This window comes from Allgaiera indica (assembly GCF_900106675.1).
Taxonomy (GTDB): Bacteria; Pseudomonadota; Alphaproteobacteria; order Rhodobacterales; family Rhodobacteraceae; genus Acidimangrovimonas; species Acidimangrovimonas indica.
Genome location: NZ_FNOB01000001.1, coordinates 171077 through 197564, shown reverse-complemented (window position 1 = coordinate 197564; position 26488 = coordinate 171077). Strand labels below are relative to the sequence as shown.

28 protein-coding genes are annotated in these 26488 nt (G+C 66.8%); 7 read left to right on the top strand and 21 right to left on the bottom strand.

Features of this window, described 5'->3' with window-relative positions; all coding sequences use genetic code 11:
* Positions 1–57 precede the first annotated feature (57 nt).
* Positions 58–345 carry an HU family DNA-binding protein gene (locus BLV97_RS00910; protein WP_035845213.1) on the top strand — a complete coding sequence of 96 codons (288 nt, stop codon included), beginning with the start codon at positions 58–60 and terminating at the stop codon, positions 343–345.
* Between the two features lie 94 nt (positions 346–439).
* Here BLV97_RS00910 and BLV97_RS00905 read toward each other — a convergent pair whose 3' ends face one another.
* From BLV97_RS00905 to paaA, 6 genes are all read right to left on the bottom strand, one after another.
* Positions 440–1075 (bottom strand): class I SAM-dependent DNA methyltransferase, encoded by a 636-nt coding sequence (locus tag BLV97_RS00905; RefSeq protein ID WP_035845215.1) that lies wholly within the window; start codon positions 1073–1075, stop codon positions 440–442.
* A gap of 275 nt (positions 1076–1350) precedes the next feature.
* A complete protein-coding gene (locus tag BLV97_RS00900) occupies positions 1351–2388 on the bottom strand; it encodes a 2Fe-2S iron-sulfur cluster-binding protein (RefSeq protein ID WP_035845881.1) in 1038 nt (345 codons plus the stop codon).
* Between the two features lie 11 nt (positions 2389–2399).
* Positions 2400–2894 (bottom strand): 1,2-phenylacetyl-CoA epoxidase subunit PaaD, encoded by a 495-nt coding sequence (paaD, locus tag BLV97_RS00895; RefSeq protein ID WP_143037467.1) that lies wholly within the window; start codon positions 2892–2894, stop codon positions 2400–2402.
* Positions 2888–3640 (bottom strand): 1,2-phenylacetyl-CoA epoxidase subunit PaaC, encoded by a 753-nt coding sequence (paaC, locus tag BLV97_RS21385; protein WP_035845883.1) that lies wholly within the window; start codon positions 3638–3640, stop codon positions 2888–2890. Before paaC ends, paaD begins: the two co-directional genes overlap by 7 nt.
* Positions 3640–3924 carry a 1,2-phenylacetyl-CoA epoxidase subunit PaaB gene (gene paaB / locus BLV97_RS00885; RefSeq protein ID WP_035845889.1) on the bottom strand — a complete coding sequence of 95 codons (285 nt, stop codon included), beginning with the start codon at positions 3922–3924 and terminating at the stop codon, positions 3640–3642. Before paaB ends, paaC begins: the two co-directional genes overlap by 1 nt.
* A gap of 81 nt (positions 3925–4005) precedes the next feature.
* Complete coding sequence (gene paaA / locus BLV97_RS00880) at positions 4006–5001, bottom strand: 1,2-phenylacetyl-CoA epoxidase subunit PaaA (protein WP_035845893.1); 996 nt, start codon at positions 4999–5001, stop codon at positions 4006–4008.
* 134 nt (positions 5002–5135) lie between these two features.
* Here paaA and BLV97_RS00875 point away from each other — a divergent pair, with 134 nt between their 5' ends.
* On the top strand, positions 5136–5987 hold the full coding sequence (locus BLV97_RS00875) for an SDR family oxidoreductase (RefSeq protein ID WP_035845895.1): 852 nt from the start codon (positions 5136–5138) through the stop codon (positions 5985–5987).
* 137 nt (positions 5988–6124) lie between these two features.
* Here the strand turns inward: BLV97_RS00875 and clpB are convergent, their stop codons facing one another.
* Together clpB and BLV97_RS00865 are read right to left on the bottom strand one after the other, a co-directional pair.
* Complete coding sequence (gene clpB / locus BLV97_RS00870) at positions 6125–8740, bottom strand: ATP-dependent chaperone ClpB (protein ID WP_035845897.1); 2616 nt, start codon at positions 8738–8740, stop codon at positions 6125–6127.
* Between the two features lie 267 nt (positions 8741–9007).
* Complete coding sequence (locus tag BLV97_RS00865; RefSeq protein WP_035845899.1) at positions 9008–9460, bottom strand: Lrp/AsnC family transcriptional regulator; 453 nt, start codon at positions 9458–9460, stop codon at positions 9008–9010.
* A 74-nt stretch (positions 9461–9534) separates the two neighbouring features.
* Here BLV97_RS00865 and BLV97_RS00860 point away from each other — a divergent pair, with 74 nt between their 5' ends.
* Entirely contained in the window at positions 9535–10128 is a 594-nt protein-coding gene (locus tag BLV97_RS00860; protein ID WP_035845901.1) for a LysE family translocator, read from the top strand.
* Between the two features lie 33 nt (positions 10129–10161).
* Here BLV97_RS00860 and BLV97_RS00855 read toward each other — a convergent pair whose 3' ends face one another.
* From BLV97_RS00855 to uraH, 6 genes are all read right to left on the bottom strand, one after another.
* Positions 10162–11655 (bottom strand): MORN repeat-containing protein, encoded by a 1494-nt coding sequence (locus BLV97_RS00855; protein ID WP_373296439.1) that lies wholly within the window; start codon positions 11653–11655, stop codon positions 10162–10164.
* A gap of 209 nt (positions 11656–11864) precedes the next feature.
* Entirely contained in the window at positions 11865–12521 is a 657-nt protein-coding gene (locus BLV97_RS00850; RefSeq protein WP_051646271.1) for a DUF1523 family protein, read from the bottom strand.
* Positions 12522–12529: 8 nt separating this feature from the next.
* Complete coding sequence (locus tag BLV97_RS00845) at positions 12530–12802, bottom strand: hypothetical protein (protein ID WP_035845903.1); 273 nt, start codon at positions 12800–12802, stop codon at positions 12530–12532.
* Positions 12803–12806: 4 nt separating this feature from the next.
* Positions 12807–13154, bottom strand: a complete 348-nt coding sequence (locus tag BLV97_RS00840) for a hypothetical protein (protein ID WP_035845905.1) — start codon at positions 13152–13154, stop codon at positions 12807–12809.
* A 235-nt stretch (positions 13155–13389) separates the two neighbouring features.
* Positions 13390–14694: a UDP-glucose dehydrogenase family protein gene (locus BLV97_RS00835; RefSeq protein ID WP_035845907.1), complete on the bottom strand. Its 1305-nt coding sequence runs from the start codon at positions 14692–14694 to the stop codon at positions 13390–13392.
* A gap of 75 nt (positions 14695–14769) precedes the next feature.
* Positions 14770–15129: a hydroxyisourate hydrolase gene (gene uraH / locus BLV97_RS00830; RefSeq protein WP_035845909.1), complete on the bottom strand. Its 360-nt coding sequence runs from the start codon at positions 15127–15129 to the stop codon at positions 14770–14772.
* 157 nt (positions 15130–15286) lie between these two features.
* Here uraH and puuE point away from each other — a divergent pair, with 157 nt between their 5' ends.
* The 4 genes from puuE to BLV97_RS00810 all read left to right on the top strand — a co-directional run bounded on the left by puuE (position 15287) and on the right by BLV97_RS00810 (position 19497).
* Positions 15287–16702 carry an allantoinase PuuE gene (gene puuE, locus BLV97_RS00825; protein WP_035845911.1) on the top strand — a complete coding sequence of 472 codons (1416 nt, stop codon included), beginning with the start codon at positions 15287–15289 and terminating at the stop codon, positions 16700–16702.
* Positions 16699–17541, top strand: a complete 843-nt coding sequence (locus tag BLV97_RS00820) for a bifunctional allantoicase/(S)-ureidoglycine aminohydrolase (RefSeq protein ID WP_035845913.1) — start codon at positions 16699–16701, stop codon at positions 17539–17541. The genes puuE and BLV97_RS00820 overlap by 4 nt, the downstream gene beginning before the upstream one ends.
* Before the next feature lie 70 nt (positions 17542–17611).
* The gene (locus BLV97_RS00815; RefSeq protein WP_035845915.1) at positions 17612–18103 is read left to right on the top strand and encodes an ureidoglycolate lyase; all 492 of its coding nucleotides are present in this window, start codon (positions 17612–17614) and stop codon (positions 18101–18103) included.
* Between the two features lie 110 nt (positions 18104–18213).
* Positions 18214–19497 (top strand): acetylornithine deacetylase/succinyl-diaminopimelate desuccinylase family protein, encoded by a 1284-nt coding sequence (locus BLV97_RS00810; protein ID WP_035845917.1) that lies wholly within the window; start codon positions 18214–18216, stop codon positions 19495–19497.
* 63 nt (positions 19498–19560) lie between these two features.
* Here BLV97_RS00810 and wrbA read toward each other — a convergent pair whose 3' ends face one another.
* The 7 genes from wrbA to odhB all read right to left on the bottom strand — a co-directional run bounded on the left by wrbA (position 19561) and on the right by odhB (position 26487).
* Positions 19561–20154 carry an NAD(P)H:quinone oxidoreductase type IV gene (gene wrbA / locus BLV97_RS00805; protein WP_035845919.1) on the bottom strand — a complete coding sequence of 198 codons (594 nt, stop codon included), beginning with the start codon at positions 20152–20154 and terminating at the stop codon, positions 19561–19563.
* 107 nt (positions 20155–20261) lie between these two features.
* Entirely contained in the window at positions 20262–21920 is a 1659-nt protein-coding gene (locus BLV97_RS00800) for an NAD+ synthase (RefSeq protein ID WP_035845921.1), read from the bottom strand.
* A 156-nt stretch (positions 21921–22076) separates the two neighbouring features.
* Complete coding sequence (gene lpdA / locus BLV97_RS00795; RefSeq protein WP_035845923.1) at positions 22077–23465, bottom strand: dihydrolipoyl dehydrogenase; 1389 nt, start codon at positions 23463–23465, stop codon at positions 22077–22079.
* Positions 23458–23973 (bottom strand): hypothetical protein, encoded by a 516-nt coding sequence (locus tag BLV97_RS00790; RefSeq protein ID WP_035845926.1) that lies wholly within the window; start codon positions 23971–23973, stop codon positions 23458–23460. Before BLV97_RS00790 ends, lpdA begins: the two co-directional genes overlap by 8 nt.
* Complete coding sequence (locus tag BLV97_RS00785; protein ID WP_035845928.1) at positions 23970–24359, bottom strand: MAPEG family protein; 390 nt, start codon at positions 24357–24359, stop codon at positions 23970–23972. Before BLV97_RS00785 ends, BLV97_RS00790 begins: the two co-directional genes overlap by 4 nt.
* Positions 24360–24501: 142 nt before the next feature.
* On the bottom strand, positions 24502–24897 hold the full coding sequence (locus BLV97_RS00780; protein ID WP_035845930.1) for an MAPEG family protein: 396 nt from the start codon (positions 24895–24897) through the stop codon (positions 24502–24504).
* A gap of 60 nt (positions 24898–24957) precedes the next feature.
* Positions 24958–26487 carry a 2-oxoglutarate dehydrogenase complex dihydrolipoyllysine-residue succinyltransferase gene (gene odhB, locus BLV97_RS00775; RefSeq protein ID WP_035845932.1) on the bottom strand — a complete coding sequence of 510 codons (1530 nt, stop codon included), beginning with the start codon at positions 26485–26487 and terminating at the stop codon, positions 24958–24960.
* Position 26488: the final 1 nt, after the last annotated feature.

Sequence of the window (26488 nt, the reverse complement as noted above, 5' to 3'; positions counted from 1 at the left end):
GCCCGTTGGGGCGATGACAGACCCCGCACAAAGCGGGGCACGATTGAGGAGACTAGGATGTCGAAACCGATGACCAAGACGCAGCTCGTCGCGGCCCTGGCCGAAGAGATGGGTTCGGACAAGAAAGCCGCAAGCGCTGCGCTGGACGCGGTGACCGCCGTCGTGACCCGCGAGGTTGCTGCCGGTGGTGCCGTGACCCTGCCGGGCCTCGGCAAGATCGCCTGCCGCGCGCGCCCCGAGCGCCTGGTGCGCAACCCGGCCACGGGCGAGCAGATCCAGAAGCCGGCGGACAAGGTCGTGAAGATGACCATCGCCAAGGCTCTGAAGGACAGCGTCAACGGCTGATCCGACTGGCATCGCATCCCGGTTTCGGGGTGTCTAGGGGCCGCCTCCGTGCGGCCCTTTCCATTTTCTCGCTGCCCCATCTGCGCGGCAGGCGTTAGGCGGCTTCAGCGTTTGCGGAAGCGGGCAGGGCGCGGTCCCCTGCATGGTCCGCCGCGCCACTGTCCCCGTAGATCGGCACGTCCAGCAACTCAAGCCCAGCGATCATGTCGCCGAGCGTGTCGAATTTCGCGTCGAAACCTCGCGCGGCATAGACACCGGCATTGATCGACAGCGCGAAAAGCGCGCCGGGCGCGGCCACCGCGATGAGCCCGTCCAGCGCCTCGGGCCCGACATGGCCATGTGTGAACGTCCCCGAAGAGGTGATCCCCGCATAGTTTTCCCGCGCGATTGGCAGGGGCTTGGTCGGGTCGGCCGGCGATAGCGCCCGATAGGCCCCCTTGCGCCGCGCGGCCTCTAGCATTTCCTCAGAGATATCCAGCCCGTCGATGGGACCGATCCCCCGCTTTGCCGGCGCCGCGCCCAGAAGCCCCGTTCCCGCACCCACGTCCAGCACCGGCCCCGCGCCGCGCCCGTCGGCAAAGGCGTCGGCGGTGGCCTGCGGCAGGCGGTAGTCATGGGCCCGGGCGAAGTCTGCGTCGTAGCTCTCGGCCCAGTCGCGATAGAGGCGCTTGGAATCCTCGGGTGTCTTCAGGACATAGGCGGCGCCGAGGTCGGGTTTCTTGTCGGACATGGCGCCATTGGGCCAGCCGGGGCGGCGAAAATCAAGAGAGGCCGCTTCCCAGGCGCTGATAGACGGCCTGCGGGGCTGGTCTTGTCTCGCAAGCCGAAGGAGTATTTGCACCAAGATGAAGCGGATGGGTCTTCTTCCAGCCCGTTTCAGTCCATTGTGCAAACCAGCACCTGCTACGTAACGCCGAGGGGTACACTCTTTCCCGCAAAGGGCCGGGTCTTTCTGTTGCCCTTTTCCCTTCGCGAAGATGCCCCGCGGGGGGCACGCGCGCCACCTCAGGCCGCGTCGAAATCCAGCACCAGCTTGTCGCCCTTGGGCTGCGCCTGACAGCCCAGCACATAGCCGGCCTCGATTTCCCAAGGTTCGAGCGACCAGTTCTGCGCCATCTCCACTTCGCCCTCGACGCGCTTGCAGCGGCAGGTGCAGCACATGCCCCCCCGGCAGGACCAGGGCAGTTCCACCCCCGCACGATGCGCGGCGGCGATCAGGTCCTCGTCCTCGGCCTCCAGCCGGAAGCTGCGCCGCGCGCCGTCAAGGATCACCTCTACCGCGACGCCTTCGGCCGGGCGCGGGACCGGCGCGCGCGGCGGCGCGCTGCCCTCGGCGGGGGTGAAATATTCGTGGTGGATCTTGCCGGGGGCGACGCCCAGATCCAGCAGCGCGGCCTGCGCCGCCTCGATCATCGCGCCGGGCCCGCACAGGAACACCCCGTCCGCGCCGGTCGGATCGATCGCGCCCGCCCGCGCCAGCTGGGCGATCTTGGCGCCGTCGATCCGGCCCTCGAGCAGCGGCACGTCCTGGCCTTCGCGGCTGAGCACATGGATCAGGGTGAAACGGTCAAGATAGCGGTCCTTCAGCGCGTCCAGCGTGTCGCGGAACATGATCGTGCCGATCCCGCGGTTGCCATAGACCAGCGTCACCCGCCCGCCGCGCGCCAGGGCCGCCTTGGCGATCGCCATCATCGGCGTAATCCCCGAGCCCGCCGAGATCAGCAGCAGATCCCGTTCCTCGCCCAGCATGAAGCGGCCCTCGGGCGGCATCACCTCCAGGCTGTCACCCGGCCGCCAGCCCTGCGCCGGGTCCGACATCGCGCCGCCGGGCAAGCGGCGGATGCCCACGCTCAGGCCTTCGCCTGGCGCGCAGGCGATGGAATAGGAGCGCCGCAGATCCCCCTGCCGCAAGGTCAGATGCTGACCCGGGACGAAGGCGAAGGCCTCGGCCAGATCCTCGGGCAGATCAAAGCGCACGGCGACGGCACCTTCGCCCTCGGGCCGGACCTCGGCGATCGTCAGCTTGTGAAACCCGTGTGACATGGCTTCCTCCCTCAGATGCATTTGAAATGCTCGAATGGTTCCAGGCAGGCCTTGCAGCGGTAGTGCGCCTTGCAGGGGGTCGAGCCAAATTCCGAAAGCTTCTCGGTATCTTCCGATCCGCAGCGCGGGCAGGCGACGACTGTCTCGCCAAACAGCGCCCGGACCGAATTGCCGGCCGCCGCCGGCGGCGCGATGCCATAGGCGCGCAGCTTCTCGCGCCCCTCCTCGGTGATCCAGTCCGTTGTCCAGGGCGGGGAAATCACCCGCTCGATCCGTGCGTCGAACCCGGCGTCGCGCAGCGCGGCCTCGACGGCCAGTTCGATCGCCAGCACCGCCGGACAGCCAGTATAGGTGGGCGTGACCCGCGCCACGGCGACGCCATCCTTCAACGAAACGCCACGCAGGATGCCCAGATCCGCCACCGTCAGCACCGGGATCTCGGGGTCCGGCACGGCGGCCGCGGCCTCCCAGGCGCGCGTCTCGCTCAGGTCGGTGACGCTCACCACGCTGCCCCGGGATGGGCGCGGTGCAACGATTGCATCTCGGCCAGCAAATGGCCCAAAGCCTCGCCATGCGCGCCCGCGCGTCCGCCCTGTTGGGCCCAGACCTGCGCCGGCCAGCCCAGCCGCGCCTCGGCGAAGACGGTGCGGATCGTGGCCTCCCATGCACCGCGCGTCTCGGCCCGCACCGGCAACAGCCCCGCGGCTTCCGCCGCCTCCGCCGCGGGCGAAGAGAAGAACAATTCATCGGTGAAGCGGTGCAATTCCTCCACCGCCTCGGCCATGCGCCGCGCGCTTTCGCCGGTGCCGTCGCCCATCCGCACCACCCATTCGCCGGCATGGCGGATGTGATAGGCCACCTCCTTCACCGCCTTGGCGGCGATCCCGCGCAGCACCGGGTCATCCGAACTTGCCGCGGCCCGCCAATAAGGCTCCATGAACGCCGCGAAATACAGCTGGCGCAGCATGGTCTGGGCGAAATCGCCGTTCTCGCGTTCGACCAGCAGGCAGTTCAGATACGCGCGCTCGCCGCGCAGATAGGCCAGGTCATCCTCGTCGCGGCCCTTGCCCTCGATCTCGCCGGCCCGCGCGTAAAGGCCCCGCGCCGCGCCGATCAGGTCCAGCGCCATGTTGGGCAGGGCCAGATCCTCTTCCAGCATCGGCGCATGGCCGCACCATTCCGACAGCCGATGCCCCAGCACCAGATGATCGTCCGCCAGCTCCAGCAGCGCGGTGACGAAAGCCTCCGACATCACATGTGCCCCACTTCTTCCGGGATCTCGTAGAAGGTCGGATGGCGATAGATCTTGTCGGCGGTCGGCTCGAACATCTCGTCCGCATGGTCCGGATCCGAAGCCGTGATCGCCAAGGACGGCACCACCCAGATAGAGGTGCCCTCGCCCCGCCGGGTATAGACATCGCGCGCCGCCTGCAGCGCCATCACCTCATCCGCGGCATGAAGCGATCCCACATGCCGATGCGAAAGCCCGTTCCGCGGCCGGATGAACACCTCCCAAAGCGGGGTTGCCTCAACCATCTCCTCACCCTTTCATCTTGGTGAAAATACTCTCCGGGGGTCCGGGGGTGGAAAACCCCCGGCGCCGGCGTTTCAATTGGCTCACTCGGCCGCCACCTTCCGCGCCGCGCGCTTCAAAGCATGGGCCCGCGCGGCCTCGCGCACCCAGGCGCCATCCTCCCAGGCCTTCCTGCGCGCCCTGATACGGTCGCGGTTCATCACCCCGCCGCCCTTCACCACGCGCCAGAATTCGTCCCAGTCGATCGGGCCATGACGATAACCGCCCTGGCCGTCGTTCAGGCCCGCGTCCCACACCATGTCCGGGTCCGGCACCTTCAGCCCCAGGAACTCGGCCTGCGGGACGGTCGCATCAATGAACTTCTGCCGCAGCGCATCGTTGGAAAACCGCTTGATCTTCCAGGCCATGGACTGCTCGGAATGCGCGCTCTCGCTGTCATGGGGCCCGAACATCATCAGCGCCGGCCACCACCACCGATCCAGTGCGTCCTGCGCCATCGCCTTCTGTGCCTCGGTCCCGCGCATCAGCGTCATGACGATCTCGTAGCCTTGACGCTGGTGAAAGCTCTCCTCCTTGCAGACCCGGATCATCGCCCGTGCATAGGGGCCGAACGAGCATCGGCACAGCGGGATCTGGTTCATGATCGCCGCGCCATCAACCAGCCAGCCGATGATGCCGATATCGGCCCAGCTCAGCGTCGGATAGTTGAAGATAGAGGAATACTTGGCCTTGCCGGACAACAATTCCTCGGTCATCTGTTCGCGGCTGACGCCCAGTGTCTCGGCCGCGGAATAAAGATACAGGCCATGCCCGCCCTCGTCCTGCACCTTGGCCAGAAGGGCCGCCTTGCGGCGCAGGCTGGGCGCGCGGGTGATCCAGTTGCCCTCGGGCAGCATCCCGACGATTTCGGAATGGGCATGCTGACCGATCTGCCGGACCAGCGTGCGGCGATAGCCTTCGGGCATCGCGTCCTTCGGCTCGATCTTCTCTTCCGCGTCGATACGCGCCTGGAACGCGGCCAGGAATGCCGCGTCCTCCTCGGTCCGGCCATCGGCCCCGATCAATCCCTGAGAATACATCCAAGCCTCCCTGGCCCGCGAGTCGGGCCTTCCCGGATTCGATCATATGTTACGAATGATTATAATTCAACATAATTTCGTAACATGTTGTCAGGCGCTTGCGGGCGCGTCCCCCGGCCGCGATAGTCCGCGTCATGACACAGGTGCTTCTTTCCCTTGGCCACGGCTATTCGGCGCGGGCGCTGACGCGCAGCCTTCCGCCGGGCTGGCAGGTCATCGGCACCACCCGCAGCGCCGAACGCGCGACAATACTTGCCGCTGAAGGGGTCGAGGCGCTGGTCTGGCCCGGTGCCGACCTGGGCCCGGCGCTGGCGCGGGCGACGCATCTGCTGTCTTCGGTGGCCCCGGACGACGCAGGCGATCCGGTCCTGCGGGCACTTGCGCCCCAGCTAGCGGCGGCGCGTCTCGAATGGGTCGGCTACCTCTCGACCACCGGGGTCTACGGCGATCACCGCGGCGGCCGGGTGGACGAGCAGACGCCGCTGACGCCCTCGACCCGGCGCGGCCAAGCCCGGCTACGGGCCGAGGCCGCCTGGCAGGCGCTGGGTCTGCCGCTGCACATCTTCCGGCTGGCCGGCATCTACGGCCCCGGGCGCGGACCCTTTGCAAAGCTCCGCGCAGGTACGGCGCGGCGGATCGTAAAGCCGGGCCAGGTGTTCAGCCGCATCCATGTCGAAGATATCGCCCAGGTGCTGGCCGCCTCGATCGCGCATCCCCGGCCCGGCGCGATCTACAATGTCTGCGACGACGACCCGGCCCCGCCCGAGGACGTGATCGCCCATGCCGCCCGCCTGCTGGGCCTTGCCCCGCCGCCCGAAGAGGATTTCGCAACCGCCGATCTGACGCCGCTGGCGCGCAGCTTCTATGCGGAATCGAAACGCGTGCTAAACCACCGCCTCAAGGCCGAACTGGGCGTCAGCCTGCGATATCCGACCTACCGCGAAGGCTTGGCCGCGCTGCTGGCACAAGAGGACACCGCCCGCTGAACACCGATCGCATGGTCCCGTCCCACGCATGGTCCTTCATCTTGGCGAAAATACTCCACGGGGGTGCGGGGGTGTGAAACCCCCGCCAGCGGCGACGGAACGAAGAAGGCCGGGGTTGCCCCCGGCCTTACCCCCTGTCAGTGGACCACCGCATCCTGCGGCGGCTGCCGGTTCGAACGGCCGACCCGGTCGCCGATGATCAACCCGTCGGATCCGGCGGTGACCGGCACGGTAGAGCCGTCCAGAACCTCGCCGCCCAGGATCATCTCGGCCAGCGGGTCCTGCAGCGCACGCTGGATCACCCGCTTCAGGGGCCGCGCACCGAACACCGGGTCATAGCCCTCGTCGGCCAGCCATTGCCGCGCCGAGGGGCTCAGGTCGAGCGTGATCTTGCGCCCCGCCAGCCGCCTCACCAGACGGCGCAGTTGGATCTCGACGATCCCGCTCATGTCCTCGCGGCCCAGGCGGTCGAAGATGATCGTCTCGTCCAGACGGTTCAGGAACTCGGGGCGGAAATGCGCGCGCACCGCGTCCATCACGTCATGCTTGGCCTGGGCACTGTCGGCGCCCTCGGGCAGCTGGCTCAGCGCCTGACTGCCAAGGTTCGAGGTCAGCACGATCAGCGTCTGCTTGAAGTCGACCGTGCGGCCCTGGCCATCGGTCAGCACGCCATCGTCAAGCACCTGCAACAGCACGTTGAACACGTCTGGGTGGGCCTTCTCGACCTCGTCGAACAGCACCACCTGATAGGGCCGGCGCCGCACCGCCTCGGTCAGCACCCCGCCCTCGTCATAGCCGACATAGCCCGGAGGCGCGCCGATCAGGCGGGCGACAGCGTGTTTTTCCATGAATTCCGACATGTCGATGCGCACCATCGCGTTGTCGTCGTCGAACAGGTATTCGGCCACCGCCTTGGTCAGTTCGGTCTTGCCGACGCCGGTGGGCCCAAGGAACAGGAAAGACCCCAAGGGCCGGTTCTCGTCATTGAGGCCCGCGCGCGCCCGACGCACGGCATTCGCGACCGCCCGCACCGCCTGGCGCTGGCCGACGACGCGCTTGGCAAGCTCGTCTTCCATGCGCAGCAGTTTCTCGCGCTCGCCCTCCAGCATCTTCGACGTGGGGATGCCGGTCCAGCGTTCCACCACCTCGGCGATCTGTTCGGGGCGCACGGCCTCTTCGACCATCACATCGCCTTCCGACGCCTCGGCCTCGGCCAGCTGCTTTTCAAGCTGCGGAATGATTCCGTAGGACAGCTCTCCCGCGCGGGCAAGGTTGCCGGCGCGCTTGGCGCCATCCAGTTCGCTGCGCGCCGCGTCGAGCTTTTCCTTCAACTCGCGCGCGCCTTCCAGCTTGTCGCGCTCGGCCTGCCACCGAGCCGTCATCTCCGAGGATTGCTCGCTCAGTTCGGCCAGTTCCTTTTCCAGCTTTTCCAGCCGGTCCTTCGACGCCACGTCATCCTCGCGCCGCAGCGCTTCGGCCTCGATCTGCATCTGCAGGATCTGCCGGTCCAGCGCGTCCAGTTCCTCGGGCTTCGAATCCACCTCCATCCGCAGGCGGCTTGCGGCCTCGTCCACCAGGTCGATCGCCTTGTCGGGCAGGAAGCGGTCGGTGATGTAGCGATGCGACAGCGTCGCCGCCGCCACCAGCGCCGAATCCGAGATCCGCACACCGTGGTGAAGCTCGTATTTCTCCTTGATGCCGCGCAGGATGCTGATGGTGTCCTCGACCGTGGGTTCGCTGACCATCACCGGCTGGAACCGCCGCGCAAGCGCCGCGTCCTTTTCCACATGCTTGCGGTATTCATCCAGCGTGGTCGCGCCGACGCAGTGCAATTCCCCGCGTGCTAGGGCGGGTTTCAGCAGGTTCGACGCATCCATCGCGCCGTCGGCCTTGCCGGCCCCTACTAGCGTGTGCATCTCGTCGATGAACAGGATGATCTCGCCCGCCGCGGCGGTGACCTCGGACAGGATCGCCTTCAGGCGTTCTTCGAACTCGCCGCGATACTTGGCACCGGCGATCAACGAGCCCATGTCCAGCGCCAGGAGGCGTTTGTTGTGCAGGCTTTCGGGCACGTCGCCGTTGACGATGCGCAACGCCAGCCCCTCGGCGATCGCCGTTTTGCCGACGCCGGGTTCGCCGATCAGCACCGGGTTGTTCTTGGTGCGGCGCGACAGCACCTGCATGGTGCGCCGGATCTCGTCGTCGCGGCCGATGATCGGGTCGATCTTGCCTTCCTCGGCGGCCTCGGTCAGATCGCGGGCGTATTTCTTCAGCGCGTCGTAGCCTTCCTCGGCGCTCGCGCTGTCCGCCGTGCGGCCCTTGCGGATGTCATTGATCGCGGCATTAAGCGCCTGGGCATTCACCGTGCCGGCCTCCAGCGCCTGCTTGGCGGGCGACTTGACCATCGCCAGCGCCATCAGGATGCGCTCGACCGGGACAAAGCTGTCGCCGGCCTTCTTGGCGATCTTCTCGGCCTCGTCCAGGACCCGGCCAAGGGCGGGGTCCATATAGACCTGACCGGCGTCGCCGGACACCTTGGGCAGTTTGCCGATGGCAAGGTCCACCGCCTCGGCCACGCGCAACGGGTTCCCCCCCGAGCGCTTGATCAGGTTCGACGCAAGGCCCTGATCGTCATCCATGAGGGCCTTCAGCAGATGTTCGGGGGCGAGACGCTGGTTCTCTTCCCGCATGGCGATCGTTTGTGCGGCCTGAAGGAATCCGCGCGACCGCTCCGTGAACTTTTCCAGGTTCATCGGTATCTCCTTTGCTAGCACCCGTCGTTCGAAACGCCCTGTCCGCGGCACGTTCCCTTGCGGGCCTCCGTCAAGATGTGGGTGAGGGTGGGCGCGACTGCAAGAGGCGGCAAGTCGAGCAGCCCACCATGGGCGGGCCGCCCCGTCTTGACGCGCCGCGCCACGATGCCGGAAGGATCGCGACATGGCCAATCGCCCACCGCTCGCCACGCGCCACGCGTGACCCGGGCCGAGGCCGCCGCACCGCCCTTCACCCCCGAGGGCGCATCAGGCGCGGTCGTCCTTGGGCGAGGATAGAACGACATAGGAGGTGATCGAGGCGACCTGGGGCAGGGCGCCCAGGATCTCGGTGTGGAAGGATTTGTAGGCCGCAATATCGGCCACTTCGACGCGCAGCAGGAATTCGACGCCGCCGGTGACATTGTGGCATTCGGTCACCTGTGGGGCCCGGGCGATCGCGCGCTCGAACGCCTCTTGCGCGGCCTTGGTGTGCTGCGACAATCCCACCGTCACATAGGCCAGGAAACCAAGGCCGCGCGCCGCTGGGTTCAGCCGGGCGCGGTAGCCCAGGATGATGCCGCGGCGCTCCAACTCCTGCACCCGGCGCAAGCAGGCAGAGGGCGACAACCCCACCCGTGCGGCGAGGTCCAGATTCGAGATCCGGCCATCGCGGGAGAGTTCACGCAATATATGTTCGTTAATGCGATCAAGATCCGTCATTGGTTGTGAATTATCCGCGGACCTGCGGCAGATCGCAAGCAGGTTGCGTCAATGGGGCGGTAGATATTGCGGCCATGACCTATCAAATCCTCTCTGCCCTGATCCTGTTCGCCTTCGTCTCGTCGATCACGCCGGGGCCGAACAACCTGATGCTGATGGCGTCGGGGGCGAATTTCGGATTGCTGCGGACGCTGCCGCATATGCTGGGCGTGGCGCTGGGCTTCGTCTTCATGGCGGCGCTGCTGGCGCTGGGGCTGACGCAGATCTTCGCGCTGTGGCCGCCGCTGCATGTGGTGCTGAAGGCGGTCAGCGCGGTGTTCATGCTGTGGCTGGCATGGAAGATCGCCCATGCCGCGCCGCCCGGCCAGGCGGCGGCGAACGGCCGACCGCTAAGCTTTCTTCAGGCCGCGGCCTTCCAGTGGGTGAACCCCAAGGCCTGGGCGATGGCGACCACGGCGATCGCCGCCTATGCGCCGCCCGAAAGCCCCCTGGGCGGGCTTTGGGTGGCGCTGGTCTTCGGCGCGGTGAACCTGCCGTCGATCTCGACCTGGGTGATGATGGGGCGGCAGATCCGCGGGGTGTTGACCAGCCCGCGCCGGCTGGCGCTGTTCAACTGGACGATGGCCGCGCTGCTGGTTGCCTCGCTCTGGCCGATCCTGCGGGCCTAGCAGGGCCTCAATCGCCCGAGCCCGCCTTTTGGCCTAGGGCTGGGCCTTGGTTTGGGACTTGGTCTGGGCCTTGGTGCCGGCGGCGTCTGGCGCGGCCTCTGTTCCATTGGCGCTGGCGGGCGCGTCCTGTCCGGTCAGGGCACCGTTCTTCCATTCGCCCGAGGCCTCTTGCCCCGAGGCGTAATGCATCACGCCCGGCCCCTCGCGGTGGCCTTCCTTGAACATGCCGTCATAGACATCGCCATTGGCGTAGGTCGCCACGCCCTTGCCGTCGATCTGCCCGGCCTTCCATTCGCCGGTGTACTTGAAGCCGTTCTTCATGGTGATCTCGCCCTGGCCGTCGCGCTGGCCGTTGGCGAAATGGCCCGTGTAGACGGTGCCGTCGGGATAGGTCGCGGTGCCTTGGCCCTCGCGCTGGCCATCCTTCCACTGGCCGACATACTTGTAGCCGTCCGGATAGGTCATCGTTCCCTGGCCGTCGTTGCGGCCGTTCTTGAACGTGCCGTCATAGGTCAGCCCGTTGGCGTAATGGGCGACGCCCTTGCCGTCGATCACGCCCTTCTTCCACTGGCCCTCATAGGTCGAGCCGTCGGGATAGGTGATCTTGCCGCCGCCATCGGCCAGCCCGTTGACCAGATCGCCGGTATAGCTGGAGCCGTCTGGATAGGTGACACTACCCTTGCCGGTGATCTGCCCGTCCTTCCACTGGCCGGTGTAGACATAGCCGTCCTTGCCCTTGAAGGTGCCCTGGCCCTGGCGCTTGTCGGCGACGAAGGCGCCTTCGTAGATGTCGCCGTTGGCATAGGTGACCTTGCCTTGGCCCTGGCGCTTGCCGTTGACCAGATCGCCGACATAGACATCGCCGTTGGGCTGGGTCAGCTTGCCCTTGCCGTTGATCTGCCCGTCCTTCCACTGGCCGGTGTAGACCATGCCGTCCTTCATGGTCAGGGTGCCTTCGCCGTCGCGCTTGCCGTTGTTCAGGTCGCCGACATAGGTGGTGCCGTCGGGATAGGTGATCTTGCCCTTGCCCTGTTTCTGGCCGTTCGCCCAGGTACCGTCATAGACATATCCGTCCTTGCCGGTCATCCGGCCATGGCCTTCATGCACCCCGTTCTTGAAGCCGCCGACATAGGTCACGCCGTTGGCATAGGTCGCCGTGCCTTGCCCCGTCATCTGGCCGTCGACCCAGTCGCCCTCATATGTGGATCCGTCGGCGAAGGTGATCTTGCCCTTGCCGTTGGGCTTGCCCTGCAAGAAATGCCCGACATAGACCGAGCCGTTGGGGAAGCGCGCGGTGCCCTGGCCCCTGATCTCTCCATTCACCCACTGGCCGGTGTATTCATAGCCGTTGGGCAGCTTGTAGGTGCCCTGACCGTTCTGCTTGCCGTCCTTGAAGCTGCCGGTATAGACGCCGCCGTTGTCATATTGCTTGGTGACAGAGCCGCTGCCCTGGGCCACCGCCGCCCCGCCTGCCAGGGCCGCGATCACGACCAGCGTGCTCAGACGCTTCCCACCCGATTTTTTCACCACCCGGATGCTCCCTGACTTCGCTGTCTGCCGCCGGGTCCGTGCCCGGTTGCGGCGAAGCCTAAGGGACGTCCCCCGGTCTGACAAGCGCACGCGATGAAGGCCAGGTCCCGGGGCGGGTTTCCGCTATGGCGAGCCCCCGCGAACCCGATGGTGCGATCCATTGGCAGACGCGGGCGGCGACGCGAAGGCGGCCCCGGCGGCGGCCCTTACCGCCCGCGTCTGATGATCCGCCGCCACCAGCTCTTCACATCCGCCGCCGCGTTTTCAGCGCGCGCCTCGGTCCGGTCCCAGCGTTCCTGCCCGCCGGCGATGAGCGGATCGAGCGTGCGTTCGCGAAATCGCACCCACATGCGCCAGAAGAAGACGACGATCAGCGCCAGCACGACCAGGATGAAGATGTTGAGCCAGGGGAATACCTTGACATCGGGCCCCGACACCGCGCGGATGCCGATCGCGTTCGGATAGGTCGAAAGGAAGGGAATGCGCCAACCGTAATTCGTCACCATCACCCAGCGCGGCGCATCGGCGGTGGATTTCATCGCCGAGGCCTCGGCCTGCAGGTTGGAACTGTTGAATTTGAAGAACGGTGGCCAGATCCAGCCGGTATCCTCATTGCGATAGACGATCACCTTGCCGTTGGGCCGCACCGCGGCGATGAAGCGGATATCGGGCGCCGCGGTCCCCGGTTTGGTGCCGGCATCGGGCGAGGCGTAGAAAAGCCGGTTCAGCGATCCCAGCGGTGTCACCCGGTTATAGGTGTCGGTGATGCGCACCACGTCGTGCTGCGGCAGCGTGTAGTCGAGGAACAGCCCGACGATCAGCACCATCACCCCGATGAAGCCCCATTTGAAAGTGCGTCGCATTCCCGCCCCTATTGCCGGTTGATGAAATAGGCGATCGCGGCAACCGCCAGCAGTGGCACGACATATACCCCCAGGATCAGCTTGCGGCGCAAGGATCGACGGTAGGTGGCCATGCCGGCCTCGATATAGGCGTTCCGCTCTGCGCCGCCCAGCCCGGGATGTTCTGCCTGCAGCTGTTTCTCCAGCCGTTCGCGCACCAGTGAGCGCGCGTAAAGAGAGATCAGCACATAGAACACGGTCAGGATCCCGAAGCCCAGCAGAAGTGCGCGGGCGAAGCCCATCTTGTCACCTGCGCCCTTGGCCGGGCCGCAGGGTTGCGGCCAGAACCACCACCGGCGCCCAGACCAGCCCCGCCATCAGACCGAGCCAAAGGAAATGGGCCGCCGCCTGTACCGGCTGCGCGCCGATCGCGCCCGCGACGCCCGGCGCTTCCAGCAGATAGAGCACCGCGAAATAGCCGCCCGAAAGAACCAGCATGGCCAGCGACGAGACCGCGATGTTCACCGCGCGGGCGCGCAGATCGTGGCCCAGCCGCCGGGCCAGCCAGAGCGGCACCGCCGCCGCGATCAGCACCAGCACGACGACCGGTATCAGAATCGCCAGCGCGTTTCGAATCTGTTCGGAATCGCCCATGTCGTCCTCATGTCGTTCTTGCGGCAGTCTAGCGCAAGTTGCGCGCCCGCCAAAACCGCCGATCGCGCCCCAAGGGGGTCCGTCTCGGTGCGCGTGCGGCCCCTCGGGCCGGGGCCTGCGGCACGGCCGCGGAAACCGCTTGGCAGGGCGACGATCGCGTTGCGCATTCTTGCTGGCTCGGGGTTCCCGCGGGGATCCGGGGATAACAACCCCGGCGCCGAGAAACGCAACCTGCCTAGCGCCCGACGCTGATATAGGCCGCAAATCCCGCGCGCGTGGCGTCGCGCGCCGAATAGATATTGCGCAGGTCTGCCATCCGCGGCGCCGCCATCCCCGTGGCCAGGCGCTTCAGGTCCAGCGCCCGGAACTCGTTCCATTCGGTCAAGATCACCACCGCTTCCGCCCCCTGCGCCGCGGCATAGGCATCGTCGCACCAGGTCACCCCGGGCAGCAGCGCCTCGCCCTCCTTGCGGCCCTGCGGATCGACCACCTTTACCCTGGCGCCGCCGCCCACCAGCGCGGGCACTATGGTCAGCGCGGGCGCCTCGCGCATGTCGTCGGTGTTGGGCTTGAACGTCACCCCCAGCACCGCGATCGTCTTGCCGTTCACCGAGCCGTCGCAAAGATCGACGATCCGGTCGATCATCCGCCGCTTCATTTCCTCGTTCACCGCGATTACCGTCTCGACGATCTGCTGCGGCATCGAATGATCCTGCCCGATCCGCGCCAGCGCCCGCGTGTCCTTGGGAAAGCACGACCCGCCATAGCCCGGCCCGGCATGCAGGAACTTGTTGCCGATCCGCCCGTCCAGCCCCATGCCCTTCGACACCGCCTTCACGTCCGCGCCCACCCGCTCGCACAGCGCCGCGATCTCGTTGATGAAGGTGATCTTGGTCGCCAGAAAGGCGTTGGCCGCATATTTGATCATCTCGGCCGATTCCAGATCGGTATAGACGATCGGAAATTCGCGCAGGAACAGGGGGCGGTAGATCTCGCCCATCACCACTTTCGCGCGTTCGCTCTCTACGCCCACGACCACGCGGTCGGGGCGCATGAAATCGTCGATCGCGGCGCCCTCGCGCAGGAATTCCGGGTTCGAGGCCACGTCGAAACCGGCGCCGGGATTGGCCCTGGCGATCGCTTCCTTGACCTGCCTGTTGGTGCCAACCGGCACGGTCGATTTGGTCACCACCACGGCGTAGCCGGTCAGCGCGCCGGCGATCTCTTCGGCCGCGTTCATCACATAGGTCAGATCGGCATGGCCATCGCCGCGCCGCGTCGGCGTGCCGACCGCGATGAAGATCGCCTCGGCCCCGTCCACCGCCGATTTCAGATCGCGGGTGAAGCTCAGCCGTCCGGCCTCTACGTTCTTGGCCATCAGCGCCTCAAGCCCCGGCTCGTAGATCGGCACCTTGCCGGCCTCTAGCTTGGCGATCTTTGCCGGATCCTTGTCGACGCAAACCACCTCATGCCCGAAATCCGAGAAACAGACCCCGGACACCAGGCCGACATAGCCCGTGCCGATCATCGCGATTTTCATTCACCAGCCTCCGGTAACCCGCGCCCTGTCGTCATGCGCGACCGCCACGGCCCTGTCAACGCGGCGGCCTGCGCTCTAGCTGCCACGATAGGTGGAATAGCCATGCGGCGACAGCAGCAAGGGCACGTGGTAATGGCTGTCCGCGTCGCTGATGCCGAACCGGATCGGGATCACGTCCAGAAACAGCGGATCCGCCCCCGCCTGTCCGGTGCGGCGAAGATAGGCACCGGCGAAGAACACCAGCTCATAGCTGCCCGCCGCGAATTGCGCGCGGGGCAGGATCGGCGCATCGGTGCGGCCATCGGCATTGGTCACCGCCGCGGCGATCTTCTCGGGGCCGGCGCCGCCAAGGCGGAACAGGGTGATTTCCAGCCCCTGCGCAGGCCGGCCCCGCGCGGTGTCAAGCACATGGGTCGTCAGATATCCCTCGGGCATCGGGGTTCCCTTTCCGTGAACATTCCTTGCGCAATCCTGCCGCGGGCGCTTGCGCGGCGCGACCCGCCGGCGCCAAGATAGGACTTTCTGCGAGAATTTGAAAAACCGGCCCGCGGATCCACGCTAGAAACCCGCGAGGCATGGCAGGGAGACCACGATGAACCGCTATCCGCGCAACATGCTGGGATACGGCGCCAACCCGCCCGATGCCGCCTGGCCAGGCGGCGCGAAGATCGCGGTGCAGATCGTGCTGAACTACGAGGAGGGTGGCGAGAATTCCATCCTCCACGGCGACGCGGCGTCCGAGGCCTTCCTGTCCGACATCGCCGGCGCCGCGCCGTGGCCGGGCCAGCGCCACTGGAACATGGAATCGATCTACGAATACGGCGCCCGGGCCGGGTTCTGGCGCCTGCACCGTCTGTTCACCGCCCGCGACATCCCGCTGACGATCTATGGCGTCGCCACCGCACTCGCCCGCGCGCCCGAACAGGTCGCGGCGATGAAGGCGGCAGGGTGGGAGATCGCCTCTCACGGCCTGAAATGGGTCGAGCACAAGGACATGCCCGAGGCCGAGGAACGCGCCGCCATCGCGCAAGCCATCCGCCTGCATACCGAGGTGGTCGGAGAACGCCCGCTGGGCTGGTACACCGGGCGCTGCAGCGCCAATACCGTGCGCCTGGCGGCCGAGGAGGGCGGGTTCGCCTATATCTCCGACACCTATGACGACGACCTGCCCCACTGGATCGAGGTCGGGGACCGAGACCAGCTGATCATCCCCTACACGCTGGAAGCCAACGACATGCGCTTCGCCACCTCGCCCGGCTGGATCACGGGGGAACAGTTCTTCACCTATCTGCGCGACGCCTTCGACGTGCTCTATGCCGAGGGCGCGGCGGGGGCGGCGAAGATGATGTCGATCGGGCTGCACAACCGTCTGATCGGGCGCCCGGGAAAGATCGCCGGGCTGTCGCGGTTCCTCGATCATGCGATGGCGCATGAGGGCGTCTGGTTCCCGCGCCGCCTCGACATCGCGCGCCACTGGGCCCGGCACCACCCCCACCGGCGGCTCGAGCGCCCCTCGGCCATGTCGCGCGACAGCTTTGTCGCGCGCTTCGGGGGTGTGTTCGAACATTCCCCCTGGATCGCCGACCGCGCCTGGGGACTGGAACTGGGCCCGGCGCATGACACGCCGACCGGCGTACACAGCGCGCTGTGCCGCATCTTCCGCGCCGCACGCCCCGAGGAACGGCTGGGCGTGCTCAAGGCCCACCCGGACCTGGCCGGAAAGCTTGCCCAGGCCCGGCGGCTGACCGCGGATTCGACCAGAGAACAGGCCAGCGCAGGGCTTGACGCCCTGACCGATGCCGAGCGCGCTCGTTTCGAGGATCTGAACGCCAGATACATGGAAAAGCACGGATTTCCCTTCATCATCGCGGTGCGCGACCATGACAAGGCGGGCATCCTTGCGGCCTTTGAGCGCCGCCTTGCCAACGACAGCGACGCCGAATTCGCCGAGGCCTGCACCCAGGTCGAACGTATCGCGGAACTGCGCCTGAAGGACATGCTGGCATGAGCAATTACTACGCCCCGCATGGCGGCCTGCCGCCACAGACCGCGCTGATGACTGGCCGCGCGGTCTTCACCGAGGCCTATGCGGTGATCCCAAAGGGGGTGTTCTCTGACATCGTCACCTCCTTCCTGCCGGGCTGGACCGGCACCCGCGCCTGGATCATCGCGCGGCCGCTTTCGGGTTTCGCCGAAACCTTCAGCCAATATGTGATGGAGGTCGCCCCCGGCGGCGGTTCCGACGCGCCCGATTCCGAAATCGGCGCCCAGCATGTGCTGTTCGTTACCGAGGGCGCGATGACGCTGATCCTCGCAGGTCGGGCCCATGCACTGGGCCCCGGCGGCTATGCCTATCTCCCGCCCGGCAGCGATTGGCGCGTGGCGAACCCCGGCGACACCCCCCTGCGCTTCCACTGGATCCGCAAGCTCTATCAACCCGCCCCGGGCCTGCCCGCCCCCGGGGCCTTCGTCGCCAACGAGGCCGATATCGCCCCGATCCCGATGCCCGACACCGGGGGGCGCTGGGCCACCACCCGCTTCGTCGCCCCCGACGATCTGCGCCACGACATGCATGTCAACATCGTCACCTTCCAGCCCGGCGGCCTGATCCCCTTCGAGGAAACCCATGTGATGGAGCATGGTCTCTACGTGCTTGAGGGCCGCGCGGCCTATAAGCTCAACCGCGACTGGGTCGAGGTCGAGGCGGGCGATTTCATGTGGCTGCGCGCCTATTGCCCCCAAGCCTGCTACGCCGCCGGCCCCGGCCCTTTCCGCTACCTGCTCTACAAGGACGTGAATCGCCACGCCAACCTGCGCGGCCCCGGTGCCTTCGGGGCCCCAGGATGATACGCACTTTCATCTTGGCAAAAATACTCTCGGGGGGTGCGGGGGGCAGACAGCCCCCCGCCGCCGGCGCATGACCCGCACGCTCACGCCCGAACCGCTCACCGCCGCCGCCTTCGCCCCCTTTGGCGATGTGCTCGACGCGTCGGGCGCACCCGACAAGATTATCAATCAGGGACTTTGCGGGCGCTGGCACGACCGGGCGCGGCTTGATTTCGGCTCCGGCGGACGCGCCGGGATCAGCCTGTTCCGGGCCGAGCCGCGCAGCCTGCCCTACAGCCTGCAGATGGTCGAGCGCCACCCCGAGGGCAGCCAGGCCTTCCTGCCGATGCACGAACATCCCTTTCTGGTGGTCGTCGCGCCGGACGCGGACGGGGTGCCGGCGATGCCGCGCGCTTTCCTGACCGCGCCCGGACAGGCGATCAACCTGCACCGCGGCACCTGGCATGGCGTGCTGACACCGCTGCACGCCCCCGGTCTTTTCGCCGTGGTCGACCGTATCGGCGAGGGCGCGAACCTTCAGGAACATTGGTTCGACACGCCTTACATCGTGACCAAACCTTGAAACGCCCCCGCATCGCCGCGGGCGGGAAAGCGCCCTTGCCGGGCGACGACGCAGTCCACCATGACGCAACCCCCATTGCGGTGTCCCTCGGGCCGCAATAGGCTTTGCGCATGCCGCAAGATGATCGCCTCTACCGGGAACTGGAACGCCGCCGCGACGCGCTGGTCGCGCTGACGCAGGATCTCGTGCGCATCCCAACGCTCAACCCGCCGGGGCGCCACTATCATGATATCTGCGCCTATCTCGACCGCTACCTAGGCGCGCGCGGGTTCGACTGCCAGATGATCCGGGCAAAGGGCGCGCCGGCTGACAGCGACAAATACCCCCGCTGGAACCTGATCGCCCGGCGCGAGGGCACGCGCCCCGGCGATTGCGTGCATTTCAACGGCCATCACGACGTGGTCGAGGTCGGCCACGGCTGGACCCGCGATCCCTTTGGCGCGGAACTGGACGGCGACCGCATCTATGGCCGCGGCACCTGCGACATGAAGGGCGGCATCGCCGCCTCGATCATCGCGGCCGAGGCGTTCATCGCCGCCCATCCCGACCACGCCGGCGCGATCGAGATCTCGGCTACCGCGGATGAGGAATCTGGCGGTTTCGGTGGCGTCGCCTATCTGGCCGAACAGGGCTTCTTCGCGCCCGATCGCGTGCAGCACGTCATCATCCCCGAACCCCTGCACAAGGACAGCATCTGCCTGGGTCACCGTGGCGTCTGGTGGGCCGAGATCGAGACCAAGGGCCGCATCGCCCATGGCTCGATGCCCTTTCTGGGCGACAGCGCGATCCGCCACATGGGCGCGGTGCTGGAAGAGATCGAAGAGGTCCTTTACCCGCTGCTTGCCACCAAGCACACCGCGATGCCGGTAATCCCCGAGGGCGCGCGGCAATCGACCTTGAACATCAACTCGATCCACGGCGGAGAGCCCGAGCAGGAGGCCGATTACACCGGCTTCCCGTCGGCCTGCGTCGCCGACCGCTGCCGCATCGTGATCGACCGGCGCTTCCTGATCGAGGAGGATCTGGACGAGGTGAAGGCCGAGATCACCCGCCTGCTGGAACGGGTGAAGGCAAAGCGGCCGACGTTCGAATACGACCTCCGCGACCTGTTCGAGGTGGTCCCCTCGATGACCGATCGCGAGGCGCCGGTGGTGCGTTCGGTGGCGCGCGCGATCCAGACGGTGCTGGACCGCGAGGCGGGCTATGTCGTCTCGCCCGGGACCTACGATCAGAAGCATATCGACCGGATCGGCAAGCTGAAGAACTGCATCGCCTATGGGCCGGGGATCCTGGATCTGGCGCATCAGCCGGATGAATGGATCGGGGTCGAAGACATGATGGACGCGGCCCGCGTCATGGCCCTGACCCTGGGCGAATTGCTGCTGCCGCAATAGCCGCACGCCCCGACCGGGGCCGGGGCGCGGATCACGCAAGAGATGCCCGCGTCAGGCCGTAAGTCAGGCCGTCAGCTTGCCCGCCACCTCGACCAGACGCTTCGCCTGATGGCCGATCACCGTCTTCGCGGTGTCATCGAAGGCGTCGCCCTGCTTGTGGCTGTAGCCATAGGGGTTGCCGGTCACGAAGATCTTCTCATGCGTGTATCCCGGCGCCACGATCAGCGCGCCCCAATGCATGAAGCTGGTGTAAAGACCCAGCGTCGTCGCCTCCTGCCCGCCATGGGGGGTCGAGGCCGAGGTCATCGCGCTGACCGCCTTGTTCGCCAGCTTGCCCTGCTGCCAAAGCGGGCCCAGCGTATCGATGAAGGCGCGCAGCTGCGACGGCGCCGAACCGTAGCGGGTGGGGGCCGAGAACAGATAGGCATCAGCCCATACCATGTCGTCATGGCTGACAGTCGGGACATCCGAGGTCTTCTCGGCATGCGCGGCCCAGGCATCCTGGCCGGCCACGACCTCCTTCGGCGCGGTCTCGGCGACTTTCAGAAGCCGCACTTCGGCGCCGGCCGCGCGGGCCGCCTCGGCGGCGATTTCGGCCATCTGGTGGTTGGTGCCGTAGGTCGAGTAATAGATGATCGCAAGTTTCACTGCGGACATGATGCATCTCCTATGCGGGGCTGTCCCTAAGGAAACTATATCGTGCGCCTCTGTGGTAAACTGCAAAAGATCGCGCGGCTTATGTGCGCTGATGCACGGAACTTGCCCTATCCACGATCACGCCATCGGTTGACGATCGGGTAGCGCCGATCCAGCCAGAAGGCCATGGTCGACAGCCGCGTGCCGGGCGCCGACTGGAACCGCTTCCACTCGCTGATATAAAGCAGATGCTCGACGCGCTCGACGGTCGCACGATCAAATCCCGCCTCGACGATTTCGGCGATGGATTGCTGGCCCTCGATCAGCCGCTCTAGGATGGCATCCAGCACCTCGTAGGGCGGCAGACTGTCTTCGTCTTTCTGCTCGGCGCGCAGCTCGGCCGAGGGCGGCTTGTCGATGATGCGCGGCGCGATCACCTCGCCGGCCGGGCCCATCATCCAGGGGCGGTGGTTGGCGTTGCGCCAGCGGCAGGTCTGAAACACCCGGGTCTTGTAAAGGTCCTTGATCGGGTTGTAGCCGCCGGCCATGTCGCCATAGATCGTGGCATAGCCCACCGCCATTTCGGATTTGTTGCCGGTGGTCAGCAGCATCTCTCCGAACTTGTTCGACAGCGCCATCAGCATCAGTCCGCGCAGGCGTGACTGGATGTTTTCCTCGGTCACGTCGGGGCGGGTGCCCTGAAACAGATGCGCCAGCGCCTCGCCCACGGCGCCGCGCGCGGCCTCGATATGCACCGTGTCCAGCCGGCAGCCCAGCGCCCCCGCCACCGCGGCCGCATCGTCCAGCGAGCCCTGCGAGGTGAATTCAGACGGCAGCATCACGCAATGCACGTTCTTTGGCCCCACCGCATCAGCGGCGATCGTCGCCACCAGCGCGGAATCGATGCCCCCCGACAGGCCCAGCACCACAGAGGAAAAGCCAGACTTTCCCAGATAATCGCGCAAGGACAGCACCATGGCGTGGTAGTCCTGTTCCCATTCGTCGGGCAGCGCGACCTCGGGCGCCTGCGCCACGCGCCAGCCCTCCGGCCCGTGCTTCAGCGTGATCTCCTCGATCACCTCCTCGAAGGGCGCGAGTTGCATCGCCAGTTCGCCGCCCGGGTTCAGAGCGAAACTGGCACCGTCGAAGACCTGATCGTCCTGCCCGCCCACGGTGTTGAGGTAGATCAGCGGCAGCCCGGTCTCGACCACCCGTGCCACCGTCACGTTCAACCGCAAATCGCGTTTGCCGCGCCGATAGGGCGATCCGTTGGGCACGAACAGCACCTCGGCCCCGGTTTCGGCCAGGGTCTCGGCCACGTCGGGGTGCCAGGCGTCCTCGCAGACCGGGATGCCCAGCCGCAGCGGTCCTATCCGCACCGGCCCCGATATCGGGCCGGAGGTGAACAGGCGAACCTCGTCGAAGACATCGTCGTTGGGCAATTCGTGCTTGAGCATCCGCGCAATCATCTTGCCGCCCTGCAAGACGAGATAGGCATTGTAAAGCGCCGCGCCCTCGACCCAGGGGGCGCCGATGCCAAGCGGCGGGCCATCGGCGCAGCGTTCGGCCAGGGCGTCCAGGGCGCAGATCGCATCGCGTTGGAAGGCGGGGCGGCGCACCAGGTCCTGGGTCTGGTAGCCGGTCAGGAACATCTCGGGCAGCGCGACGAAATCGCTGCCGGCGTCGCGGCCCCGCGCCCAGGCCGCATAGGCCTTTTCTGCATTGGCGGCCAGCGCCCCGACCGTGGGGTTAAGCTGCGCCAGTGTGATCCGGAATGTCTCGGTCATGTCCTGCCCCTAAGTCCGGGCGATCTTTAAGCACAACGGGGGCGAAGGGAAAGCCGGTTGTACCCCGGTGCCCCAGCCGGCCGGAGGCGCGGGGGGGGGGCGGCGCCCGCAAATGGGGCAGTGGGGGCGCCCGGACGGCCGCGCGCCCCCCGTTGATCACGAATGGATCGGGCCGTCACCGCAGGCAAGCGCGGCCTCGCGCACCGCTTCCGAGAAGGTCGGATGCGCGTGGCAGGTGCGCGCCAGGTCTTCGGCGGCGGCGCCGAATTCCATCGCGACGCAGGCCTCGTGGATCAGCTCACCCGCCGAGGGGCCGATGATGTGAACCCCCAGGATGCGGTCGGTTTCCTTGTCCGACAGGATCTTCACGAAGCCTTCGCCGTGCAGCACCGCCTTGGCGCGCGCATTGCCCATGAACGAGAACTTGCCCGCCTTGAACGCCCGGCCCTCGGCCTTCAGCGCCTCTTCGGTCTGGCCGACCCAGGCGACCTCGGGGGTGGTGTAGATCACGCCTGGGATCACCGAGTAGTTCACATGCCCATGCTGGCCGGCGATCACCTCGGCCACCGCCATGCCCTCGTCCTCGGCCTTGTGGGCAAGCATCGGCCCTTCGATCACGTCGCCGATCGCGTAGATGCCCTTGACCGAGGTCTGCCACTGCTTGTCGGTCTCGATCTGGCCGCGCTTGGTCAGCGCCACGCCCAGCCCGTCAAGGCCAAGCCCCTCGGTATAGGGGCGGCGGCCGGTGGCCAGCAGCACCGCGTCGGCGTCAAGCGTTGCCTCGCTGTCGTCCTTGCGCAGCTTGTAGGTGACCTTGGCCTTGCCCTTCGCCACCGTGGCGGTCTGCACCGCTGCGCCGGTGACGATCTCGATCCCCTGCTTCTTCAGCATGCGCTGGAAGGTGCGCGCGACCTCGGCATCGGCGCCCGGCACGATCGCGTCGAGGAATTCGACCACCGTCACCTTGGCACCAAGCCGCGCGTAGACCGAGCCCAGTTCCAGCCCGATGACGCCGCCGCCGATCACCACCATGGTTTTCGGCGGCTTGGCAAGCGACAGCGCGCCGGTCGAGGTGACGATCACCTTCTCGTCGACCTCGACGCCCGGCAGCGGCGCGGGTTCGGACCCCGAGGCGATGACGATGTTCTTGGCCTCATGGGTCTCGTCGCCGACCTTGACCTTGCCCGCGGCGGGCACCGTGGCCCAGCCCTTGATCCAGTCGATCTTGTTCTTCTTGAACAGGAATTCGATGCCCTTGGTGTTCTGGGCGATGGTGTCGTCCTTGTAGGACAGCATCTGCGCCCAATCGACACTAGGCGCCTTGCCCTTCAGCCCGAGGGTGGCAAAGTTGTGCTCGGCCTCGTGCAGCATGTGGCTGGCGTGCAGCAACGCCTTCGAGGGGATGCAGCCCACGTTCAGGCAGGTGCCGCCCAGGGCGTCGCGCCCCTCGACGCAGGCGGTTTTCAGCCCCAGTTGGGCGCAGCGGATGGCACAGACATAGCCCCCCGGGCCACCGCCGATCACGATCACATCATAGCTAGCCATGAAGGCCTCCTTTGGATTTCTTCTTTGTCTGTCCGGCGCGTGGCCGGAAGGATTTCAATTTGCCGGCGGTGCGGAATCCGTCGGCGCCGGGGGTGTGGCGCAGGATCCGTTCCGCCGCGAGCACGATCAGAACACTTGGGGCGAGGCCCAGCACATGGTCCGCCCAAAGCGGCATCAACCGGTCCAACGAGACGTGGATGATGGCGAAGGTACGCATGACCCAGGACAGGTGATAGACCGCCGCGAGAAAGATCATCCCGCCGATGATCGACCGCAGCAGGGCGGCCTCGAATTCCGGCACGGCGTAGGCGCGCAATTCGGCAAGCCTGCGCAACCCCAGGCCCGCCGTCACCAGCAGCGCGATCGCCAGCAACGCCAGCAGCGTCGCCCCGGCCCTCCCTAAGGGCGGCGTGCCGAAAAGCCCCATCGCGCCGATGCTGGCAAGCAGCGCGAGCAGCGCGAGGGCCTGGATGGCACGGCAGAGGGGGCGGGCCTTGGACAGCATCATAGCGCCAGCAGGTAAAGACCGATGGTGCAGGCAAAACCCGCCAGCCACAGCAGGGTGCGCAGACCGATCAGATTGAACACATAGGCCGGAACATACAGGATGCGCGCGATCAGGAAGATCTGGGCCCCGACCAGGCTAAGGCCGTCGCCATGCTGACGCAGCGCCAGGATCAGGATCGGCGGGGCAAACAGTGCCAGCGCGACGATCGAATTGTTCAGCGCGCGCTCCATGCGGCCGACCATCCCTTCGAGGGTGCGCTTCTCATCGCGCGAGGACAGCAGATAGCCCATGTCGAACTGCGTCGCCGCGCCGGAGACCTGCAAGAACAGGACGAGGCAGACAAAAAGACCGTAGAGGGCGAGAATGCCGAGTTCGTCGGTGAACATGAAGCGTTCCTTTCAGGCTATGGCACCGGGGGCAGCATAACAGCACCAGCCCCGACGCGCACGGCGTGCGGACAGGCAAGCCTTCCTTCGGCCCGTCGGCCACGCCCCCCTTTGCCCGTTTGCGCCCGGAAGGATCATGGGATCACACCAGCGTGGCCACGACCAGAACCACTGTCGCCGCAAGTCCCAGCATCCAGACCGCCGAACGCCAGGGGGCCAGACCCAGCGCATAGGCGGGAATATAAAGCAGCCGAGCCGCCACGAACACCCAGGCCGCCGCCGCGGTGATGGGGCCGCCGTAGTGGCTGAGGCCGACCATCAACGCCGCCGGCGCGAACAGGATCAGGCTGTCGAGCGAGTTGTCCGTCGCGCGCTGGATGCGGGCGGTGGTGCTGCCCAGCGGGCGCTCGGGCAGGGTGTCGCGCGGGCCGGTGGTGTAGCGCGGGCCGAGTTCGCGATTGGCACGGACGGCAAAGAGGCCCTGAAGGGCGACGTGCAGCAAGATCGCGACGGCAAGGGCGCTGAGTTCAGGGGTCATGGCTCAACCTGAATGGCGGGCCCCGGCGCCTGGCCGGGGCCCGAATTGCTTGGGTATGGACTACAGATCCATCAGCAGGCGGCGCGGATCCTCAAGCGCTTCCTTGACCCGCACCAGGAAGGTCACCGCGCCTTTGCCGTCGACCACGCGGTGATCGTAGCTGAGCGCCAGATACATCATCGGCCGGATCACGATCTGGCCGCCGACGACCATCGGGCGTTCCTGGATCTTGTGCATCCCCAGGATCCCCGATTGCGGCGGGTTCAGGATCGGCGAGGACATCAGCGAACCATAGACGCCACCGTTCGAGATGGTGAAGGAGCCGCCCTGCATCTCGGCCATCGACAACTTGCCGTCACGGGCGCGGGCGCCCAGTTCGGCGATCTTCTTCTCGATCGCGGCGAAACCCATCTGGTCGGCGTCGCGCACCACCGGCACCACCAGGCCCTGCGGTGTACCCACGGCCACGCCCATGTGGACGTAGTTCTTGTAGACCACGTCGGTGCCGTCGATCTCGGCGTTGACTTCGGGGACTTCGGCCAGCGCGTGGCAGCAGGCCTTCACGAAGAACGACATGAAGCCCAGCTTGACCCCGTGCTTCTTCTCGAACACGCCCTTGTATTCGTTGCGCAGATCCATGATCGCCTTCATGTCGACCTCGTTATAGGTCGTCAGCATGGCGGCGGTGTTCTGCGCGTCCTTCAGGCGCCGCGCGATGGTCTGGCGCAGTCGGGTCATCTTGACCCGCTCCTCGCGCGCGGCGTCATCGGCGGGCACCGCGGCGCGCGGCGCCGGGGCCGGGGCGCTGGTCTTCGTCGTGCTCGCGGAAGCCGCGGCCACGGCGCGCGCCACGTCGTCCTTCATCACACGGCCGTCGCGGCCGGTCCCCTGCACCTGATCGCGGCCGATACCCGCATCGGCCATCGCCTTCTTGGCCGAGGGCGCGTCCTCGACATCCTTCCGGGGCGCCTCGGACTGGGCGGGGGCCGCTTCTTCCTTCGCGGCCGGTGCCGGTGCCGAGGCGGCGGCAGAGGCGCCCGCCGAGATCTCGGCCAGTTTCGAGCCTGCGGCGACGGTCTCGCCTTCGCCCACCAGGATCTTGCCCATCACGCCCGCGGCGGGCGCCGGCACCTCGACCGAGACCTTGTCGGTCTCCAGCTCGCACAGCATCTCGTCCTGTGCGACCGCCTCACCTTCCTTCTTGAACCAGGTGGCGACCGTCGCCTCGGATACGCTTTCGCCCAACGCGGGCACCATCACGTCGACCATCTTGCTCTCTTCTCCGCCGCCTGCAACAATCGTGTCCTGATCCGCCGTCTTGCGCGGCCGGGGCTCTTCCGCGCCGGCCTTGCCCTCTTCGGCGACCTGCGCGAGCAGAGCGTTCACACCGACCGTTTCGCCTTCCTTGGCGACGATTTCGTCGAGAATGCCGGAAACCGGGCTGGGCACCTCGACGGTGACCTTGTCGGTTTCCAGTTCGCACAGCATCTCGTCCACCGCGACCGCATCGCCCGGCTGCTTGAACCAGGTCGCGACCGTGGCTTCCGAGACGCTTTCACCCAGCGTGGGAACACGCACTTCCGTTGCCATA